The organism is Limosilactobacillus reuteri (genome assembly GCF_013694365.1).
Classification (GTDB): domain Bacteria; phylum Bacillota; class Bacilli; order Lactobacillales; family Lactobacillaceae; genus Limosilactobacillus; species Limosilactobacillus reuteri_E.
The window spans coordinates 574,966-594,187 of the sequence record NZ_CP059275.1; the positions used below are offsets into that span (position 1 = coordinate 574,966).

21 protein-coding genes are annotated in these 19,222 nt (G+C 40.1%); all 21 read left to right on the forward strand.

Translation table 11 applies throughout. The features are described from left to right. Positions 1-376 precede the first annotated feature (376 nt). Genes HHK02_RS12550 through HHK02_RS03450 form a run of 21 tightly spaced genes read left to right on the forward strand, consistent with a single transcriptional unit; the run spans position 377 to position 19,192 of the window. Positions 377-577, forward strand: coding sequence for a helix-turn-helix domain-containing protein (locus HHK02_RS12550; RefSeq protein WP_269204229.1), 201 nt, complete (start codon positions 377-379; stop codon positions 575-577). Next, a complete protein-coding gene (locus HHK02_RS03355; RefSeq protein WP_181462767.1) occupies positions 578-1,636 on the forward strand; it encodes an aspartate-semialdehyde dehydrogenase in 1,059 nt (352 codons plus the stop codon). Further along, positions 1,637-2,821, forward strand: coding sequence for an aminotransferase class I/II-fold pyridoxal phosphate-dependent enzyme (locus tag HHK02_RS03360; RefSeq protein ID WP_003671755.1), 1,185 nt, complete (start codon positions 1,637-1,639; stop codon positions 2,819-2,821). Continuing rightward, the gene (gene dapB, locus HHK02_RS03365) at positions 2,822-3,601 is read left to right on the forward strand and encodes a 4-hydroxy-tetrahydrodipicolinate reductase (RefSeq protein ID WP_181462768.1); all 780 of its coding nucleotides are present in this window, start codon (positions 2,822-2,824) and stop codon (positions 3,599-3,601) included. After that, positions 3,602-4,525, forward strand: a complete 924-nt coding sequence (dapA, locus tag HHK02_RS03370) for a 4-hydroxy-tetrahydrodipicolinate synthase (RefSeq protein ID WP_085678173.1) — start codon at positions 3,602-3,604, stop codon at positions 4,523-4,525. It abuts the gene before it with no gap. Then, positions 4,526-5,671, forward strand: coding sequence for an N-acetyldiaminopimelate deacetylase (locus HHK02_RS03375; RefSeq protein WP_035160146.1), 1,146 nt, complete (start codon positions 4,526-4,528; stop codon positions 5,669-5,671). It abuts the gene before it with no gap. Beyond that, entirely contained in the window at positions 5,672-6,382 is a 711-nt protein-coding gene (gene dapD / locus HHK02_RS03380; RefSeq protein ID WP_085678170.1) for a 2,3,4,5-tetrahydropyridine-2,6-dicarboxylate N-acetyltransferase, read from the forward strand. It begins immediately after the preceding gene. Continuing rightward, complete coding sequence (gene lysA / locus HHK02_RS03385) at positions 6,383-7,693, forward strand: diaminopimelate decarboxylase (RefSeq protein ID WP_078009590.1); 1,311 nt, start codon at positions 6,383-6,385, stop codon at positions 7,691-7,693. Further along, positions 7,694-9,052, forward strand: a complete 1,359-nt coding sequence (locus HHK02_RS03390) for an aspartate kinase (protein ID WP_003671765.1) — start codon at positions 7,694-7,696, stop codon at positions 9,050-9,052. Next, positions 9,053-10,054: a diaminopimelate epimerase gene (gene dapF, locus HHK02_RS03395; protein WP_003671767.1), complete on the forward strand. Its 1,002-nt coding sequence runs from the start codon at positions 9,053-9,055 to the stop codon at positions 10,052-10,054. Continuing rightward, positions 10,055-11,029, forward strand: coding sequence for a ribose-phosphate diphosphokinase (locus tag HHK02_RS03400; protein WP_085678161.1), 975 nt, complete (start codon positions 10,055-10,057; stop codon positions 11,027-11,029). Further along, complete coding sequence (gene recD2, locus HHK02_RS03405) at positions 11,030-13,507, forward strand: SF1B family DNA helicase RecD2 (RefSeq protein WP_152737873.1); 2,478 nt, start codon at positions 11,030-11,032, stop codon at positions 13,505-13,507. It begins immediately after the preceding gene. Beyond that, complete coding sequence (locus tag HHK02_RS03410) at positions 13,508-14,191, forward strand: tetratricopeptide repeat protein (RefSeq protein WP_181462769.1); 684 nt, start codon at positions 13,508-13,510, stop codon at positions 14,189-14,191. Then, the gene (locus HHK02_RS03415; RefSeq protein ID WP_003671776.1) at positions 14,192-14,848 is read left to right on the forward strand and encodes a histidine phosphatase family protein; all 657 of its coding nucleotides are present in this window, start codon (positions 14,192-14,194) and stop codon (positions 14,846-14,848) included. It begins immediately after the preceding gene. Further along, positions 14,849-15,982, forward strand: a complete 1,134-nt coding sequence (gene mnmA / locus HHK02_RS03420) for a tRNA 2-thiouridine(34) synthase MnmA (protein WP_078009595.1) — start codon at positions 14,849-14,851, stop codon at positions 15,980-15,982. Next, positions 15,983-16,321 carry a DUF1831 domain-containing protein gene (locus HHK02_RS03425; protein ID WP_011953428.1) on the forward strand — a complete coding sequence of 113 codons (339 nt, stop codon included), beginning with the start codon at positions 15,983-15,985 and terminating at the stop codon, positions 16,319-16,321. It begins immediately after the preceding gene. Further along, positions 16,322-17,476, forward strand: coding sequence for a cysteine desulfurase family protein (locus tag HHK02_RS03430; protein ID WP_003671781.1), 1,155 nt, complete (start codon positions 16,322-16,324; stop codon positions 17,474-17,476). Next, on the forward strand, positions 17,477-18,172 hold the full coding sequence (locus HHK02_RS03435) for a 5'-methylthioadenosine/adenosylhomocysteine nucleosidase (RefSeq protein ID WP_085678140.1): 696 nt from the start codon (positions 17,477-17,479) through the stop codon (positions 18,170-18,172). Further along, entirely contained in the window at positions 18,173-18,436 is a 264-nt protein-coding gene (locus HHK02_RS03440; protein ID WP_003671784.1) for a hypothetical protein, read from the forward strand. It abuts the gene before it with no gap. After that, on the forward strand, positions 18,437-18,988 hold the full coding sequence (locus HHK02_RS03445; protein ID WP_003666776.1) for an NUDIX hydrolase: 552 nt from the start codon (positions 18,437-18,439) through the stop codon (positions 18,986-18,988). After that, the gene (locus HHK02_RS03450) at positions 18,989-19,192 is read left to right on the forward strand and encodes a cold-shock protein (protein ID WP_003666775.1); all 204 of its coding nucleotides are present in this window, start codon (positions 18,989-18,991) and stop codon (positions 19,190-19,192) included. The last annotated feature ends 30 nt before the right edge of the window (positions 19,193-19,222 follow it).

The window sequence follows — 19,222 nt, forward strand, 5'->3', positions numbered from 1 at the left end:
ACAACGACTTGTAATTGCAATTGCTGGGAGTTCTCAGATAATCAAAAACCTTAAACTAGATCAGGAAACAATTATTTTTTCTCTTACTAATCACATTGAGTTGATTATCCTCAGTTCAAAGCACCAAGAAACATATATTCAACAAAAACTTGAACATCAAGAAATTGAATACGGTATCAGTAATTGGGGTAATTTGCTTGGTAGATTAGCGGAGCAAGCAGTTACAACACTGCGATTAAGTAATATTTTTGGAAAGCCATCATTTAGGCATTACTCACAAGTCTCTTTTATTAAACAGGTATTAGATAGTGATTTAAATTTAATAGCAGTTAATGATCAATATGAAGCTTTACTAAAAAGAAAAGATGGGAAAGAATTGATCGATACAATCCGTGAGTTCATTAAGTGTAATATGAGTGTAAATCAAACTGCGCATAATTTATTTGTACACCGTAATACACTTAATAACCGATTACTTCGCATTAAAAAACTTTTTGAACTAGATCCTAAAAATACTGAAGACTTATTTCAACTTTTTATTGGCTACATTACTTTTTACTATCGACAAACTTTATAAATGAGTAAAGAATATAATGTCGCAATTTTGGGTGCTACTGGTGCAGTTGGTACACGGATGATTCAGCAATTGGAACAATCAACAATTCCAGTAAAGAGTGTGAAATTACTGGCATCTGCTAAGTCAGCTGGTAAACAATTATCATTTAAAGGCCAACCGATCACTGTTGAAGAAACGACACCTGATTCTTTTAATGGGGTTGATATTGTGCTTTCATCTGCTGGTGGATCAGTATCAAAAAAGTTCCTTCCAGAAGCAGTAAAACGGGGAGCAGTTTGTGTTGATAATACGAGTGCTTTTCGAATGGAACCTGATGTACCGCTAGTAGTTCCAGAAGTAAATGAAGAGGCGTTAAAAAATCATCACGGAATCATTGCTAATCCTAACTGTTCGACAATTCAAATGGTGGTAGCATTGGAACCAATCCGCCAAGCATTTGGATTAAATCAAATTATTGTTTCGACTTACCAAGCAGCTTCAGGAGCAGGCCAATCAGCCTTAAATGAATTACGACAAGAAACTCAAGACTACCTTGATGGTAAAGATATGCAAGCAGATGCCAAGATTTTGCCAACAAAGGGTGACAAGAAGCATTATCCATTAGCTTTTAATTTATTACCCCAGATCGATGTCTTTGAAGATGATGGTTACTCCCATGAAGAATGGAAGATGATCCACGAAACAAAGAAGATCATGTTAAACGACATGGACGCTAAGGATATTAAGGTTACTGCCACTTGTGTTCGTGTACCTGTCCCAATTGCTCATGGAGAATCGATTTACTTTACTGTTGATGATCCAACGGTAACTGTTGACCAATTGCGGGCAGTATTAAAGGACGCTCCCGGGGTAGCTCTGCAGGATGATCCTGCGCACCAGGTTTATCCTCAACCAATTAATGCTGTTGGCAAGCGTGACACTTTTGTTGGTCGTCTCCGTGCAGATGAAGAAAATCCTGGTTCCTTTAATATGTGGGTTGTTGCTGATAATCTCCTTAAAGGGGCGGCTTGGAATACCGTTGAAAATGCAGAACGTTTAGTCGCAAATGGGTTAGTTTAAATGCCAAGACTCCATGCTGAATTAGCAACAACCGTAAATAGTCATCTGGCAGCTGTTCCGCCAGCACAGATTCGCGCATTTGATGAAGAAATTTCTGCCGTTCCTGGACTAGTAAAATTAACGCTTGGGGAACCGGACTTTGCTGTGCCAGATCATGTTAAGAAGGCAGCAATTGAAAGTATTCAAAATGATGATTCTCACTATTCGTCGAGCAAGGGTAAGATTGAATTACGCAAAGCGATTAGTAAATATCTTGAGCAGAGTCGTCACGTTTACTATGACCCTGAAACCGAAATTGTAGTAACGATTGGGGCAACAGAAGCGGTAACCGCGACAACTTTTGCAATGTTAAATCCGGGAGATAAAGTAATTATTCCCACTCCAGCATTTTCGCTATATTTCCCGAGTGTTTCTCTAACTGGTGCTGAACCGATCAAAGTTAACACTGCTGAAGATGGCTTTTTGTTATCCGCTGAAAGACTAGAAGAGGTATTAGCAAAAGAGGGTCCGGCAGTAAAGGCTGTTCTCTTAAATTATCCTAATAATCCAACTGGCCGTTCGTACACTGAAGAAGAGTTAAAAGCATTGGCTAAAGTAATTGAAGATCATCATATCTATGCGATTGTTGATGAGATTTATAGTTCATTGATGTACGATCAACCCTTCCATTCACTTGCGACACTTTTGCCCGAGCAGACAATTCTGATTAGTGGTTTATCAAAATCACATGCAATGACGGGTTATCGTTTAGGATATGTGGCTGGCCCAGGAGAATTTATTTCAACGATGTCAAAGATGCATTCATTTATGGTAACGTGCCCAAATGATACTGCTCAAGCGGCCGCGATTGAAGCGTTAGAAAACGGGAATGATGATCCGCAAGAATTTAAGCGGGCCTATCGTCAACGGAGAGATAAACTTGCGAGTGCAATGAGAAAGATGGGCTTTGAAATTGCGTTGCCAGATGGCGCATTTTATATTTTTGCTAAAATCCCTGCGCAATTTGGGAAGGATGATCTCGCTTTTGCTCGTAAACTAGCCCACGAAGCTAAAGTTGGCGTAATTCCTGGAAATGCATTTGGTCCTGGTGGAGAAGGATACATTCGCTTATCATATGCAGCGGCAGATTCTGTTATTGATACGGCGATTGAACGGTTACAAAATTTTATGAATAATTTAGGATAGATGAAAAAAGTTTTAATTGCTGGTGCGACTGGAGCAATGGGACAAAAGGCTGTTGATCTAGTGAACTCACTCGCTGGGTTTGAAATTACTGCTGCGCTTGCACCAACCTTAACAAAAGAGAATATGGCTGATTTTCACCTTGCATCATCTGTTCATCCTTATCAAACTTTGGATGAAATTGAAGATGGCGTTGCTGATATTTGGATTGATTTCACCTTGCCAAGTGCTGTTTATCAGAATGTTAAGTTTGCGCTTGAACACGGAATGAGGCCGATTGTTGGAACGACCGGCTTAATCGATGAACAACAAGCAGACCTGGTGCGCCTCAGTGAAGAAAAACAAGTGGGTGGATTGATCGCTGCTAATTTTGGGATGTCGGCAGTTCTTCTTATGAAATTTGCTCAGGAAGCAGCTAAATATTTCCCGGACGTTGAAATTATTGAAATGCATCATGGTGATAAAAAAGATGCCCCATCGGGAACGGCTTTGAGTACCGCAAAGTTGATCGATCAAGTCCGTCCTGCACATGAGACGAATCCTGATGAGACAGAGAGCTTAACCGGTGCGCGGGGTGGCGACTACCATGGAATTAAGATTCATGCTGTTCGACTTCCGGGGTACATTGCTCACGAACAAGTTCTCTTTGGTGGGGATGGCGAGGCCCTAACTATCCGCCAAGACTCATTTGACCGTCAATCCTTTATGAATGGGGTTAAGGTTGCTCTGGAGAAAGTTGATGGATTATCAAAATTGGTAATTGGCTTAGAAAATATTTTATAAATGACATTATTACAAAATGCAGACTTAATGACGGCAATTGTAACCCCTTTTGATGATGAGGGAAATATTGACTATGGTCGTTTAGAATATTTGACAAATTACTTAATTGAACATGGGAGTAATGGTTTTGTTATCGGGGGGACCACTGGGGAAACTCCAGAACTCACTCATGATGAAAAAATTGAGCTATACCAACATTTCGGTGAAATTGTAAACGGACGGGTTCCGGTTATTGCTGGAACTGGTAGCAATAATACTAAGGAAACGATTGCCTTTACTAATGAGGTTGCGCAAATTAACGGTATCGATTATGCCCTTGTTGTTGTTCCTCCTTATAACAAACCTAACCAACGGGGAATGGTTGCTCATTTCACAGCAGTTGCGGATAATGTTGACCTCCCAATCATCATTTACAACATTCCTGGTCGTACAGGGGTAAAGATGGCTCAGGAAACCGTAGTAGAATTGTCGCACCATCAAAATATCGCCGCTGTAAAACAATGTACATCTTTGGAAGAACTTGAATACATTGTTGAACACCGCGACCCTGATTTTGCAGTTTTCACGGGTGAAGATGCACAGGCGCTAACTGCCCGGGTTTTAGGAGCAAATGGGGTTATCTCGGTTGCTTCCCATACCTATGTCGATCAAATGCGCCAAATGTATGACTCACTATACCGAGGCGATTATCAAACTGCTGGTAAGTTGCAACGGTGGTTAACTCCCCGGATGGCCGCTTTGTTTATGTTCCCATCACCATCACCAGTTAAAGCTGTTTTGAATGCGCAAGGTTTTAACGTTGGTAGTTGTCGCTTACCAATTCTTCCATTAAATGAAGAAGAAAAACGCGAATTAGAGACTGCCTTATCATTACCTACTAATTCGTTGACTGCCAAGAACTTACCTTTAAATTTGGGGGAATAAATGTTAACAGAAGAAGAATTAATTCAAATTCGTCGTCATCTCCACCAAATTCCGGAACTAGCTCTCCATGAATTTGACACCCACCAATACTTAGTGGAGACGGTTGCTAGTTTTAACCAAGCATTTTTAGAAGTTCGTACTTTTAAGGAATTGCCAACTGCTCTCATGGTGTTAGTTCATGGTCAGAATCCACAACGAACAATTGGATATCGAACAGACATTGATGCTTTACCAGTTGAGGAACAAACAGGCTTGCCATATTCATCAACTCATCCGGGAATAATGCACGCCTGTGGTCATGATATTCATATGACGGTTGCATTAGGGGTATTGAATTATTTTAGTGAACACCAGCCGCAAGATAATATCCTGTTTTTCTTCCAACCGGCCGAAGAAAGCGAAAATGGTGGAAAGCGGGCATATGAACTGGGCTTGTTTAGCGGAAAGTGGAAACCAGATGAGTTTTACGGTTTGCATGATAATCCTGATTTGCCAGCAGGAGCAATTGGTTGTCGGATGGGGACCTTGTTTGCGGGAACCACGGAAGTTAATATTGACCTCAATGGTAAGGGCGGTCACGCGGCGTATCCTCAAAATGCTAATGATACGGTCGTTGCGGCAGCCTCATTAATTCTTCAAGTGCAGACTGTGATTTCGCGGAGTATCGATCCTATTCAAAGTGGTGTAATTACTTTAGGAAAGATTGACGGCGGGACGATTCGAAATGTTATCGCTGGACATACACGGATTGAAGGAACGATTCGGGGACTAACGCAGACGATGATTGAAACTATTGATGACCGCTTGAAGGACGTATGTGAAGGAATCGGGCGTAGTTTTAACATGGATGTTTCCCTTGAATTAAATCAGGGTGGCTATTGGCCAGTAGAAAATAATCCAGAATTAACAAAACGGTTTATCCATTATATGGAAGAAACACCAACTGTAAACTTTATCGAAACAGAACCAGCAATGACTGGGGAAGACTTTGGCTACTTACTGGCTAAATTTCCGGGAACCATGTTTTGGCTTGGGGTTGAAGATGATTCACAATTACATTCGGCCACCCTTACCCCCAATGAAAAAGCAATTAAACGTGGAGTAGATGCGATTACTGGTTTTCTTGAATATCGGATGCAAAATTAAATGGCTGAATTAGATGCACAAACAATCATTAACTACATTAGTAACGCACCCAAGAAGACACCGGTAAAGGTCTATCTTAAAGGAAATTTGGGTGATTTAGAATTTCCCACAGAAGTAGAAACATTTCTTGAACAGCGTACGGGTGTTATTTTCGGTGATTGGACAGTTATTGAACCGTTATTAAAGGAATACAGTTCAGCAATTGAATCTTACCATGTGGAAAACGATGCGCGTAATTCAGCAGTCCCTTTGCTTGATTTGAAGGATATTAATGCCCGCATTGAGCCAGGAGCAATTATTCGCGATAAAGTGCTTATTGGTGACAATGCTGTCATTATGATGGGCGCAACAATTAATATTGGTGCTGAAATTGGTGCCGATTCGATGATTGATATGGGGGCAGTTCTTGGTGGCCGTGCAATTGTTGGTCGCCACTGTCATATTGGTGCTGGTACTGTATTAGCTGGAGTGGTTGAACCGGCTTCAGCTGAACCAGTCCGCATTGATGACAATGTAATGATTGGCGCCAATGCGGTGGTAATTGAAGGGGTTCATGTAGGAGAAGGAGCGGTCATTGCTGCTGGCGCCGTGGTTACTCATGATGTTGCTCCTCATACGATGGTTGCGGGAGTTCCTGCTAAGTTTATTAAGAATGTTGATGACCAAACTGCTGGTAAGACTGAATTAGAGGACGATTTACGGAAGCTTTAGATGAACGAACAGATTACTGATCAACAATTAAATGCCGCTGGTCATCTAACGATTGGGGGATGTGATGCGGTTGACTTAGCTCATCAGTTTGGTACCCCGTTAGTTGTTTATGATGTTCAACAGATTCGCCAACAGATTCGAGCATTTAAGCGGGTTTTTGAAGAAAATAATGTTGATTATGCGGTTAGCTATGCTAGTAAAGCTTTTTCAGCAATCGCAATGTATCAAGTAGTTGCTGCAGAAGGTGCGCATGTTGATGTTGTTTCTGGTGGTGAATTATATACGGCAATCAAAGCCGGCTTTCCAATGGCTGATGTTAGTTTTCACGGAAACAATAAATCACGGGAAGAATTGGAAATGGCAATTGACCATCACGTGGGAACAATCATGATTGATAACTTCCATGAGATTGAATTGCTAGCAGACGTTTTGGAGAAGCTTGATGCACATGTTGATGTAATGTTGCGAATTACTCCTGGAATTTCTGCTCATACAAATAAGTACATTCAAACTGGTCAGGTTGACAGTAAGTTTGGGTTTGACCTTCAATCAGGACAGGCAGATGAGGCGTTAGCAAAAGTCCTCGAGAATCCCCGGATGCAAATGAAAGGGTTGCATGCCCATATTGGTTCACAGATTTTTGAGCTTGCGGGATTTGAAGGGGTAGCTAAGAAGTTGGTTGAAGTTGCTGCCCACTGGCAAGAAAAATTTAACTATCAAGCTGCTGTGATCAATGTTGGGGGCGGTTTTGGAATTCGTTATGTAAAAGATGATACACCACTTGCTCCAGAAGAATTTGTGGCAGCAATTATTAAGGTAATTAAAGCTGAAATTAAAGAAACAAATCTTGCTATGCCAGCGATCTGGATAGAACCCGGACGTTCAATCGCGGGGCCCGCTGGTTATAATCTTTATACTGTTGGATCACGTAAAGATGTACCAGGGTTGAAGCCATATGTAACAGTTGATGGGGGGATGGGTGATAACATTCGTCCAGCACTTTATGAAGCACAATATGAAACGGTCTTAGCAAATAATCCTCGTGCAGAGTTGGTTGAACATGTTCGGGTAGCAGGAAAGTATTGCGAGTCTGGTGATATCCTCAGTCAGAATCAGGTATTACCGGCTACAAAACCAGGAGATGTCTTAGCGATGCTTGATACTGGTGCTTATGGTTATTCAATGGCTTCAAATTATAATCGGAATCCTCGTCCAGCAGTTGTCTTTGCAGAAAAAGGCACAGCTCAGGTTGTAATTAAACGAGAAACCTATGATGATTTAATTCATTTGGATGAACCATACCAACAATAAATGAAAGTTGTAAAATTTGGTGGAAGTTCTCTGGCTAATGGAGAAGCCTTTCAAAATGCAATTAATATTATTACCTCTGACCCCCAACGCCGGGTAATTGTCACTTCTGCGCCGGGTAAACGTTTTGCCGATGATATTAAAGTTACTGACTTACTGATTAAATATGCCCAAGCAGTAATTGCAGGCCAAAATCCCCAAGAAATCGTTGAACAAATTTTAAATCGATATCAAGAGATTGCCGCTTATTTTGGCTTACCAGCAGATAAATTAATTCCGCTAGTTGAACGACTGGAAGGTCTTCCTAACCATACGTATCCAAATGATAACTATCTCTTGGCCGCTTTCAAAGCTCATGGTGAACGCTTAAACGCTCAACTAATGGCTATCCTTTTGCAGCATTTAGGCTATGAAGCACGTTTTGTGACACCAAGTGAAGCTGGTATTATCGTTACTGGAACACCCAATAATGCTAACGTTATTCCAGAAACATATGCAAACTTGAGTCATTTTACGTTTAATGAGAACGAATTATTAGTATTCCCTGGTTTCTATGGCCTAACTCTTGCTGGACACATTGCTACTTTTTCCCGTGGTGGTTCTGATATCACCGGTGCAATTCTCGCGCGCGGTCTTCACGCTTCAACTTATGAAAATTTCACCGATGTCGATGCTATTTACTCAGCCAATCCACAAATTGTCGACCATCCGCAACCAATTACAACCATGACTTACCGGGAAATGCGAGAACTATCTTATGCTGGTTTCTCCGTCTTTCACGATGAAGCATTGATTCCTGCTATTCAAGGAAATATTCCAATTAATGTTCGTAATACTAATGATCCTGAAAAGCCGGGAACAATGATTGTCCCTGATAAAGATTTTCAACCAAGCGATATTATAACGGGGGTCGTGAGTGGAAAACACTTTGCAGCCCTCTACCTGCACAAATATCTTCTTAACAAGCAAGCAGGTTTTACTCTTCGGATCCTTGAAATTCTCGCAAAGCACAACGTCTCATACGAACATATGCCTTCCGGAATCGATGATATAACAATTATCCTTGATCGGAATGCAATTAATGACCAATTAATCGATACCATCTGCAATGAAATTCAAGAGGAGATTAATCCTGACCGTTTAGAATGGATTGATAATTATGCAATTACCATGGTTGTTGGTGAAGGTATGCGTAATCGCACGGGGGTAATTGATGATATATTAATGCCTCTAGCCGAAAAACACATTGCGGTTCCCATGATTAATCAAGGAGCTTCACGAATTGCAATTATGATCGGAACATACAACGAAGACGCGGATGATGCCGTTCGAGCTATTTACCATCGCTTTTTCGCAAATTAGATGGTGCAATTATTAAAAGTACACGGATCACAAAATGCCTTTTTTATTCTTGACCAAACACAATTGACTACTCCCCTTACCGATAAAGAACTAGTTTCATTTACCCGAAAAGTAACTGATACACAAAATGGCGTTCTCGGTGGTGCTGATGGCGTTTTAGTTGTTAACCATCCAACTAGACCAGGATCGGTAGCACAAATGCGGGTAATTAACGCAGATGGCAGCGAAGCCTCAATGTGCGGTAATGGTTTGAGAACGGTTGCTCGTTATGTAGCAGAACGTGATAATTTAACCGATTTTAAAGTTGATACAATGAATGCTAGTCTTCGTGTTCGTCAGCATGAAGACCTTGCACCTGGAGTTCCTGCTTTTGCGGTTGAAATTTCACCAGTAAAGTTTGACCGCACTGCTTTGCCATTTGATAATCTTGGCCATGAGCGCCTGTTAGACACCCTCGTCCCTGAGTTATATCCTAATCTCCGTTTTTCAGCCCTTGCTGTTCCTAACCCCCACTTAATTAGTTTTGTTAGTATGGAAGAGCTAAATGGCCCAGCACTTGAAGAATTAGGTACACGGTTAAATAGTGATAATCTTTACTTCAGTGACGGGGTAAATGTTAATTTTGGCCATATTCTCGGTCATAACAAACTCTTTGTAAAAACGTTTGAACGAGGAGTCGGCTTTACAAATGCTTGTGGGACAGGTATGTCTGCCACTAGTCTCGCTTTAGCCCTCACTCATCCAGACGCAGCATCATTTAATGAACCAATTAGTGTTTATAATCCTGGTGGCATGGTTAAGACAATTCTTCACCGTGATGACTACAACTACTGGGTCGAACTAATCGGTAATGCTACGTTTACTCATATTATTACTGTAGAGGAGTCAACAATTCACCAAGAAAATCTTGATGAGCTTCAAAGCAGTAGCGTTGAAACGGATGAAAACAAAGCATATTTGGCTTTTGTTAATTCACTACCTTCCTTAAAATTTGAAAACTAAATGACCCAGATAAAAAATGCCGATAATGTGCGTTTATTTTCACTAAATTCAAATCCAAAACTAGCTGAACAAATTGCTCAACGCGTGGGGATTCCGTTGAGTAAAGCTTCCATTAGTCATTTTGCTGATGGGGAAATTAAAATTACAATTGACGAAAGTATTCGTGGCTGTGAGGTCTACGTCATCCAGTCAGTTTCTGATCCAGTTAACACTAACTTGATGGAACTATTAATTATGGTTGATGCTCTACGGCGGGCAAGTGCGGCCAAGATTAACGTAGTAATGCCATACTATGGCTATGCACGTCAAGATCGAAAAGCACGAAGCCGTGAACCAATTACAGCTAAATTGATCGCCAACCTTCTTGAAATGGATCAAATTAGTCGACTAGTAACGATTGACCTTCATGCTCCTCAAGTTCAAGGTTTCTTTGATATTCCTGTTGATCATCTTCAAGCAACCAGTCTTTTTACTAAATATATTGAGGAACAAAACTTGGGTGATGATATTGTAGTAGTTGCCCCTGATCATGCTGGCGTTAATTTAGCGCGGAAATATGCTGAACGAATTAAAGCTTCCATTGCGATTATTGATAACCGTAACAATGAAGTTCGGGAACGGACTGAACAAGAAGTACCGGAATATGTAATCGGGGATGTAAAAGGAAAGACTGCGATTATTGTTGATGATATTGTAGATACAGGAGTACGGATGAACTTATCTGCACAAGCATTAAAGAACTTTGGTGCCGCTAAAGTTTACGGAATTGCTACGCATGCAGTATTATCAGCTGATGCGGTAAATACGTTACAAAATTCTCCTCTTGAAAAAATGATTGTAACAGATACAATCCACCTACCAAAAGAGAAAGAATTCCCTAAGTTGGTTCAATTATCAGTGGACGATTTATTAAAAGAAGCAATTGTTCGTATCCACAATAACCAATCAATTGATACATTGTTTAATCGTAAATAAATGGCTGAAGAAATCGACCTATTTAAGACGCCAACGGAGCCGTCTTTTTTTATTGGTCAGGTACAATCTGAGATTTTTACTAGTCCAGATTCGTTTTTTAAAGTTTTAATTGTCTCGGTTGAAGAAGCAAATTTTGATTGGCACGAGCCGGAAATTACTGTAACCGGAAGTTTTGGTGATCTTAGTGATGATCAGACTTACCGCTTTGAGGGAAAAATTGTTGAGCATCCACGATATGGACAACAATTTCAAGCTACTTCTTATCATGTCAACCGTCCTACAAGCAAGGATGGGTTAGTTGATTTCTTGTCTGGAAAACAATTTACCGGAATTGGAAAAAAGACGGCTGAAAAAATTGTCGACAAGTTAGGAACAGATGCGATTAATAAAATTATTGCTGACCCGCATGTTTTAGATAAATTAAAACTCCGCAAAGCAGTTAAGGATTCATTGGTTGATAATTTACGGGCAAACCAGGGGATGGACGAGATTATTATCGGCCTAAATGATCTCGGCTTTGGCGCTAACCTTAGTAGTGCAATTTTTGACAAGTACGGGGAAGAAACTCTACATATTATTAATGAAAACCCCTATCAACTCGCCGCTGAAATAGATGGAATTAGTTTTAATCGTGCTGATCAGGTGGCACAAAAATTAGGAATTGCCACGGATGATTCACGCCGGATTGATGCAGCAATTATCCAGACACTTGATGACTTGACAATGGAAACTGGTGATACATTTACTACAACAAAACCTCTTCTGCAGCAAACTATCCAATTGCTTGCCCAAGGAAGTGGTGGCCGTGTTTCTACAGATTTAATTGCCAACCAAATTGTTGAGTTAGAGAAAAATCAAGAAATTAGTTACGCGGATGAAAAAATTTATCCAACTGCCCTTTATAACGCGGAATGGCAAATTGCTGATCACTTACATCGTCTTCTTACCGTTGACCAGGAAAAATTACCAGCAACGACTATTGAAAAAACAGTTACGGAAGTTGCTGATCAATCGGGGATAACCTATGACCAAGTTCAAAAAGAGGCTATTAAAACAGCCTTAAACAGCAAAGTCATGCTTCTTACGGGAGGCCCAGGAACGGGAAAAACAACAATTATTAAGGGAATTGTAGCTAGCTATGCGAAAATTCATAATCTCTCATTGGATGTAAATGAATATAAGGAAAAGTCTTTTCCTGTTTTGCTAGCTGCTCCTACAGGCCGAGCTGCTAAACGAATGAGTGAAGCTACAGATTTGCCAGCAAGTACAATCCATCGCTTGCTAGGACTTAACGGTCGGGAAATGCCAACTGATATGAATGCCCGCGATTTAGAAGGCTCGTTATTGATTATTGATGAAATGTCGATGGTCGATACCCTCTTGTTTAAGACTCTTATTCAAGCCGTCCCTACTTCTATGCATGTGGTTTTGGTAGGTGATAAAGACCAATTACCATCTGTTGGTCCCGGGCAAATTTTCCATGATCTTCTTGACTTTGCAGAACTGCCCAAAGTTGAACTAACCAATATTCACCGCCAGGCTGCTGATTCAACAATTATCCCATTAGCTCATGCTATCAAAGAGGGTAAGTTACCATCAGATCTAACGAATAAAATGCCAGATCGATCATTTATCTCATGCCATGCTAACCAAGTGCCAAGTGTGGTTCAACAAATTATTGACCTTTCTAAAAAACGAGATTATTCCGCAAATGATATTCAAATCTTGGCACCAATGTACCGCGGACAGGCGGGAATCGACCGTTTGAATGAACTTGCACAACAGGCATATAATCCTCCAGCTAATGGAAAGCAAGAAGTCGATTTTAGGGGACTAACTTTTCGTGTTGGAGATAAGGTTCTGCAACTCGTTAATGTTCCAGAAAAGAACATTTTTAATGGTGATATTGGAAAAATCACAGCAATTGAAAGCGGTAGGACAGTCGGTAAGAAAAATGAATCAATTACTGTCGATTTTGATGGTAATGAAGTGAGCTATAGCCGCATGGAATGGAATCAATTACGGTTAGCTTATTGTATTTCGATCCATAAAGCACAGGGAAGTCAGTTTAAGATGGTTCTTTTGCCGATTGTTCAGCAGTTTAGCCGGATGCTTCAACGAAATCTTTTATATACGGCGATTACCCGTGCCGCAGAAAAGTTAGTCTTGATCGGTGAGCCGTATGCGGTTGTGACTAGTGTAAAAAATGAAGCAGTTAACCGGAAAACTTCTTTGGTCGATCGTCTTGATAAGGTTTGGAGTAAGCATGGTGAACTAAAATCAAAATTGGATCATCAAACGGATTCGTTAACCAAAGAACTTTCTAGTCCGCAACCTGTTCAAAAAGAAAATGAACAGTTAATAAATAATGATGCTCAGCAATATATCCTAACAGCTGATCTCATTAATTCAGAGACAATTGATCCATTAATCGGAATGGAAAATATTAGCTTACAAAGTTTGCATCAAGCCAAATAAATGACAGAGAAAAAAGGTTTTCGTGATCCTAAGAAAAAGGAAACAGAAAAATTAGTTCATAAACTAGTTGAAGCAATTGATGAGCACCCAGATAAAGTAAACAATTATTATGATTTAGGTTCTTTGCTAACCCGGTTAAATGACTATCAACAAGCAGAAGAACTCTTTATGAAGGCTTTGGGGATCTTTGAGGCAAAGGGTGACAAGGATGCTATGAACCTCTTAAACTATGGTCTTGGTAACCTTTACTATGAGATTGGCAAAGTTAATGAAGCAATTAAGCTTTACAATAAGATTGATGATCCCAAACTCAAAGCTGATTCTTATCTTATGTTAGCCCAAAGCTATATGAAAAAGGGACAATACAAGCAAGCCGTTGCTTATGGATTAACTGCCCTTGAATTACGTCCAGACGATCCTGAAATTAATCAGGTAATTGGTGATTCATTATTAGCATTAGGTGAATTTAAACAGGCTAAGGCTTATTATGATGCAATTCTAAAGTATCATCCGGGCCGTGCTGATACGCAATTTAACCGCGGAATTGTAGCGATGGTTCTTGGTGAGCAATACAAAGACTACCTTGCGCAAGCTAAGCAGTTAGATCCTAACTACTACCATAAAAGTGAGCAACGACTTAATGATATTGAAAAAGCGCTTCAGGCAACGCAAAAGAAAAATTAGATGACAAAAGTTTATTTAATCCGGCACGGAAAAACGCAATGGAATTTAGAATCCCGTTATCAAGGTGCCAATGGCGATTCACCGTTATTAAAGGATAGTTATCGTGAAATTGAATTATTAGCAAGTTCTTTACAAAGAATTCCGTTTGAACACGCTTATACTAGTCCTTTAAAGCGTGCGCGCGTAACAGCTCAGGCATTATTGAACCATTTGAATCCAGAAATCCCATTAACAATTGATAGCCGGTTAAAAGAATTTAATTTAGGCAAAATGGAGGGAATGCATTTTGAAGATGTTGCGGCAAAATGGCCTGAAGTCTTAAAAAACTTTCGTCATCATCCTGATAAATATGATGAATCATTAGTAGAAGGAGAAAGTTTTCTAGAAGTAATCGCTCGTTTCCGTGCAGCAATTGAAGAGTATTGTCGCCAGTATCCTAATGGTAATATTCTCGTGATTTCACATGGAGCTGCCTTGAATGCTGCCATTAATGCATTGATTGGAACACCGCTTGCTCACTTGAAAGATCGTGGTGGACTAAGCAATACATCAACGACGATTCTTATTACTAATGATGGTCGTCATTTTGAACTTGAAAAGTGGAATGATACATCTTACCTTCACAAGAGCAAGGTTGATCCGACTGATACGATTTAAATGGCTGATAATAGTCATACACGTGTGGTGGTAGGAATGAGTGGAGGAGTCGACTCTTCAGTGACGGCTCTTCTCTTGAAACGTCAAGGATACGATGTTGTTGGTGTCTTCATGAAAAACTGGGATGACACTGATGAAAATGGTGTTTGTACTGCCACTGAAGACTACAAAGATGTAGCAAAAGTTGCTTCTAAGATTGGGATTCCATACTATTCTGTTAACTTTGAGAAGGAATACTGGGATCGGGTTTTCAAGTATTTCATTGCTGAGTACAAGAAAGGTCGTACACCAAATCCTGATGTTATTTGTAATAAAGAGATCAAGTTCAAGGCTTTTATTGAATATGCTAACCAATTAGGTGCTGATTACGTTGCTACTGGACACTATGCTGATGTAAAGCGTGATGAGAACGGCCGGATGCACTTGATGCGTGCTAAAGACCAACACAAGGATCAAACTTACTTCTTAAGTCAACTTGATTATAAGCAGTTGGATAAGGTAATGTTTCCATTAGCTGGCTACACTAAGCCAGAAATCAGAAAGATTGCTGAAGAAGCAGGGCTTGCTACTGCTGATAAGAAGGATTCTGTTGGAATTTGCTTTATCGGTGAGGATGGTCATTTTCGTGAATTCTTGAGTCAATATATTCCAGCACAACCAGGGAATATGGAGACCCTTGATGGTAAGGTCGTTGGTCAGCATATGGGCTTAATGTATTACACCATTGGTCAGCGTCGTGGGCTTGGCCTTGGTGGTAATAAGGAAAGTAATGAGCCATGGTTTGTAATCGGTAAGGATATGAAGAAGAACGTTCTTTATGTTGGTCAAGGATACGAAAACAGCTATCTTTATGCTACTCATCTTGAAGCGAGTGATATCCACTGGGTTGATGATGTTGTAAGTCGTTATGGGCGTGATTTTCATTGTACGGCCAAGTTCCGTTACCGTCAGACAGATGTTGGCGTTACTGTTCATTTGTCAGAGGATGATCAAATGGTAACAGTTGAATTTGATGATCCTGCACGGGCCATCACTCCAGGTCAAGCGGTTGTCTTTTACGATGGAGAGGAATGCCTTGGGAGCGCGATTATTGATCGTGCTTACAGTCATGACCGGCAGCTTCAATACGTTTGAATGGAATTTACAAAAACAGTACAAATTTCTGGTGATAAGGATAAATACACAATTAGCCCAGAGATAAAAAAATATGCTTTACTTGATTTGGGATTTGAACAGACTAACCGGGGAAACTTTGAATATTTAGGAAGTCTCGATACTGATAACCCATTTAAACCGGTTGCCCGTCTTCGGATTTTAATTAACAGTGATTTAGACGGTTTTAAAATGGAGACTCTTTCAGGAAATGGTTTAAGAAAAATTAATATTTTTAATCACCAACGCGCAGCTGAATTTATTCAACAATATCACTATATTTTAGATGAAATGGTTGCCCGGCAAATATTCACTAAATAAGTGAGTGAGATTTATTTGGATAATGCAGCAACAACCCCAATGACCCCAGAAGTGATTGCGGAAGTGACTAAACAAATGCAAGAATCATGGGGAAATGCCTCAACTGGTTACTCTTATGGGCGTCATGCCAAACTTGTAATGGAAGATAGTCGTCACGTTCTTGCCCAAAGCATTAATGCTGATGATAATGAGATTATCTTTACCAGTGGGGGGACTGAAAGTGATAATACTGCTATTATCCAAACTGCTTTTAAACGGCAGAATCTTGGTAAGCATATTATTACAACTGCCATTGAGCATGAGGCAGTCTTAAAACCTCTCCATTTTTTAGAAGAACATGGCTTTGAGGTAACCTATTTGCCAGTTGATGAAAATGGTAATATCTCAATTGATGATTTTAAGGCCGCTCTTCGTGATGATACGATTTTAGTAACCATTATGATGGAAAACAATGAAGTGGGTAGTCAAATGCCTATCCATGAGATTGGTGAAATTTTGAAAGACCATCAAGCATGGTTCCATACAGATGCAGTTCAAGCATATGGACTGTTGCCAATTGATGTTAAAGCTGATCATATTGATATGCTTTCAACATCAGCCCATAAGATTAATGGGCCAAAGATGATGGGATTTTTATATCGTCGTGATGGCATTAGTTTTCCAAGCTTTATTAAGGGTGGGGACCAAGAAACTAAACGCCGTGCGGGGACTGAAAATGTACCTGGAATTGCCGGTTTTGCTAAAGCGGTAGAATTAAACACGCCGGAGGTAAAAGAAGAACGCCGTGATCGTTATTATGCCTTTAAGCAAAAGATCGTTAATGCGCTTAAGGAAAATAATGTTGATTTTGAAATTAATGGACAAATCAACAAAACCCACGTGCTTAACTTATGGTTTAAGGGAATTTCAACTTATGTTATCCAGACAGACCTAGACCTTGCAGGCATCGCAGTCTCTGGTGGTTCTGCATGTACAGCGGGTAGTATTGAACCTTCTCACGTTTTAACAGCGATGTTTGGCGCTGATAGCCCCCGAATTAGTGAATCAATTCGAATTAGTTTTGGTGGGTTAAATACGGAAGAAGATATTGATCAGTTAATTGCTACGATTGTTAGAACCGTTGAAAACCTAAAGAAGATTAATGGGGACAATTAAATGCGATTTGGAATTATTTGTGCAATGCCTGAAGAAATTAAAGAATTAACTGCGAAGTTATCTGATAAACAAGAAAAGGAAATCGGGGGTAAATCCTACCTTTTCGGTAAGATCAGTAATCAAGACGTTGTATTAGTAGAATCTGGAATTGGTAAAGTGGAAGCTGGGATTACTACTGAACATTTAATTACCGATTGTGAGGCAGATGTTGTGATTAATTCTGGATCAGCTGGCGGGATTGGTGAAGGCTTACATGTTGGGGACATTGTAATTTCAACTGAAACGGCCTACCATGATGTCGATGCAACTGCATTTAATTACCGTTATGGTCAACTCCCAGGGAAAGAACCGCGCTTTAAGGCTTCTGATCAATGGGGACAAGCCTTAGAAAAAGCCGGCGAAAAGACTGGTTTAAATGTAAAACGAGGATTAATTGTTTCTGGTGACCAATTTATTGCAAGCTCAGAAGCAATTAAAAAGATTTTGAATAATTTCCCTGATGCACTTTCTAGTGAAATGGAAGGGGCAGCGGTTGGACAAGTTGCCACTGACCACCAAATTCCATATGTGGTAGTTCGGGCAATGTCTGATACAGGTGATGAAGATGCCGGCGTTAGTTTTGACGACTTTATTATTGATGCCGGAAAACGCTCTGCAAACATGCTTCTTCAGCTCTTTGCAGATTTAGATAAGTAAGTGGATAATAAACAACAAGATGAGCAACAATCACGTATGTCACGTAGTCAATATCGTCAACAGCAACGTCAGACTGAACAACCTAATGAAGCGGCAGAAAATACAACTGATCGACCTTATAGTCGCGAAGCAGTTGCTAGTCAGCGTCATGACGAAACAGTGGCAGAAAAAACAGCGCGCTTGAAGCGTCGTTTAAATATTGCAATCATTGCTTTGATTGTGGCAATTATTATTGTTTACTTAATACTATTTTATGTTGGATAAATGGAATTTGAAGAGCGACCAATAAGTAGTAAAACAGTTTTTCACGGCCATTTAATCGATGTTGAAGTACAGCAAGTTATCACCCCACATGGTAATAAAACACAACGAGAAATCGTCCACCATGCACCAGCAATTGCGATTTTGGCTTTGACGGCTGATAATAAAATGATTCTTGAAAAACAGTGGCGCGCACCAATTGCGAAAACAACCCTTGAAATTCCTGCGGGGAAGCTCGACCAACGGGATGCTGATAATGCTCTTCATGCGGCTAAACGTGAATTAAATGAAGAAACAAGGTATGAAGCAACAAGTTTAAAAAAGATTTCTTCATTTTATACTTCTGTTGGTTGTATGGATGAATACATGACTCTTTATTTGGCCACGGGATTAAAACGGGTTAGCAACGAGCTGCCGCAAGATCAAGATGAACAATTGATGTTAAAAGAAGTAACTTTACCACAAGCGCTTGAAATGATTGATCAAGGCGAAATTGAAGATGCTAAGACAATCATGGCAATCTATTACTGGCAAGGAATGAACAACCGTGGATAAATGCTCAAAGGAAAAGTAAAAAGTTTTGACGAACAAAAAGGATGGGGCTTTATTACAGTTCCTCACGAAGGAGAAATTTTTGTTCATTATAGTGGAATTGAAGGAACGCGTCGTCGTATCCTTCACCCTGATGAAGAGGTCTCATTAGTAATTGTTCAAGGACAAAAGGGACCACAAGCAGCACATGTTCGTGTTTTAAGATAAATGGGAGGAAGCTTTTTTATTATTAAAATA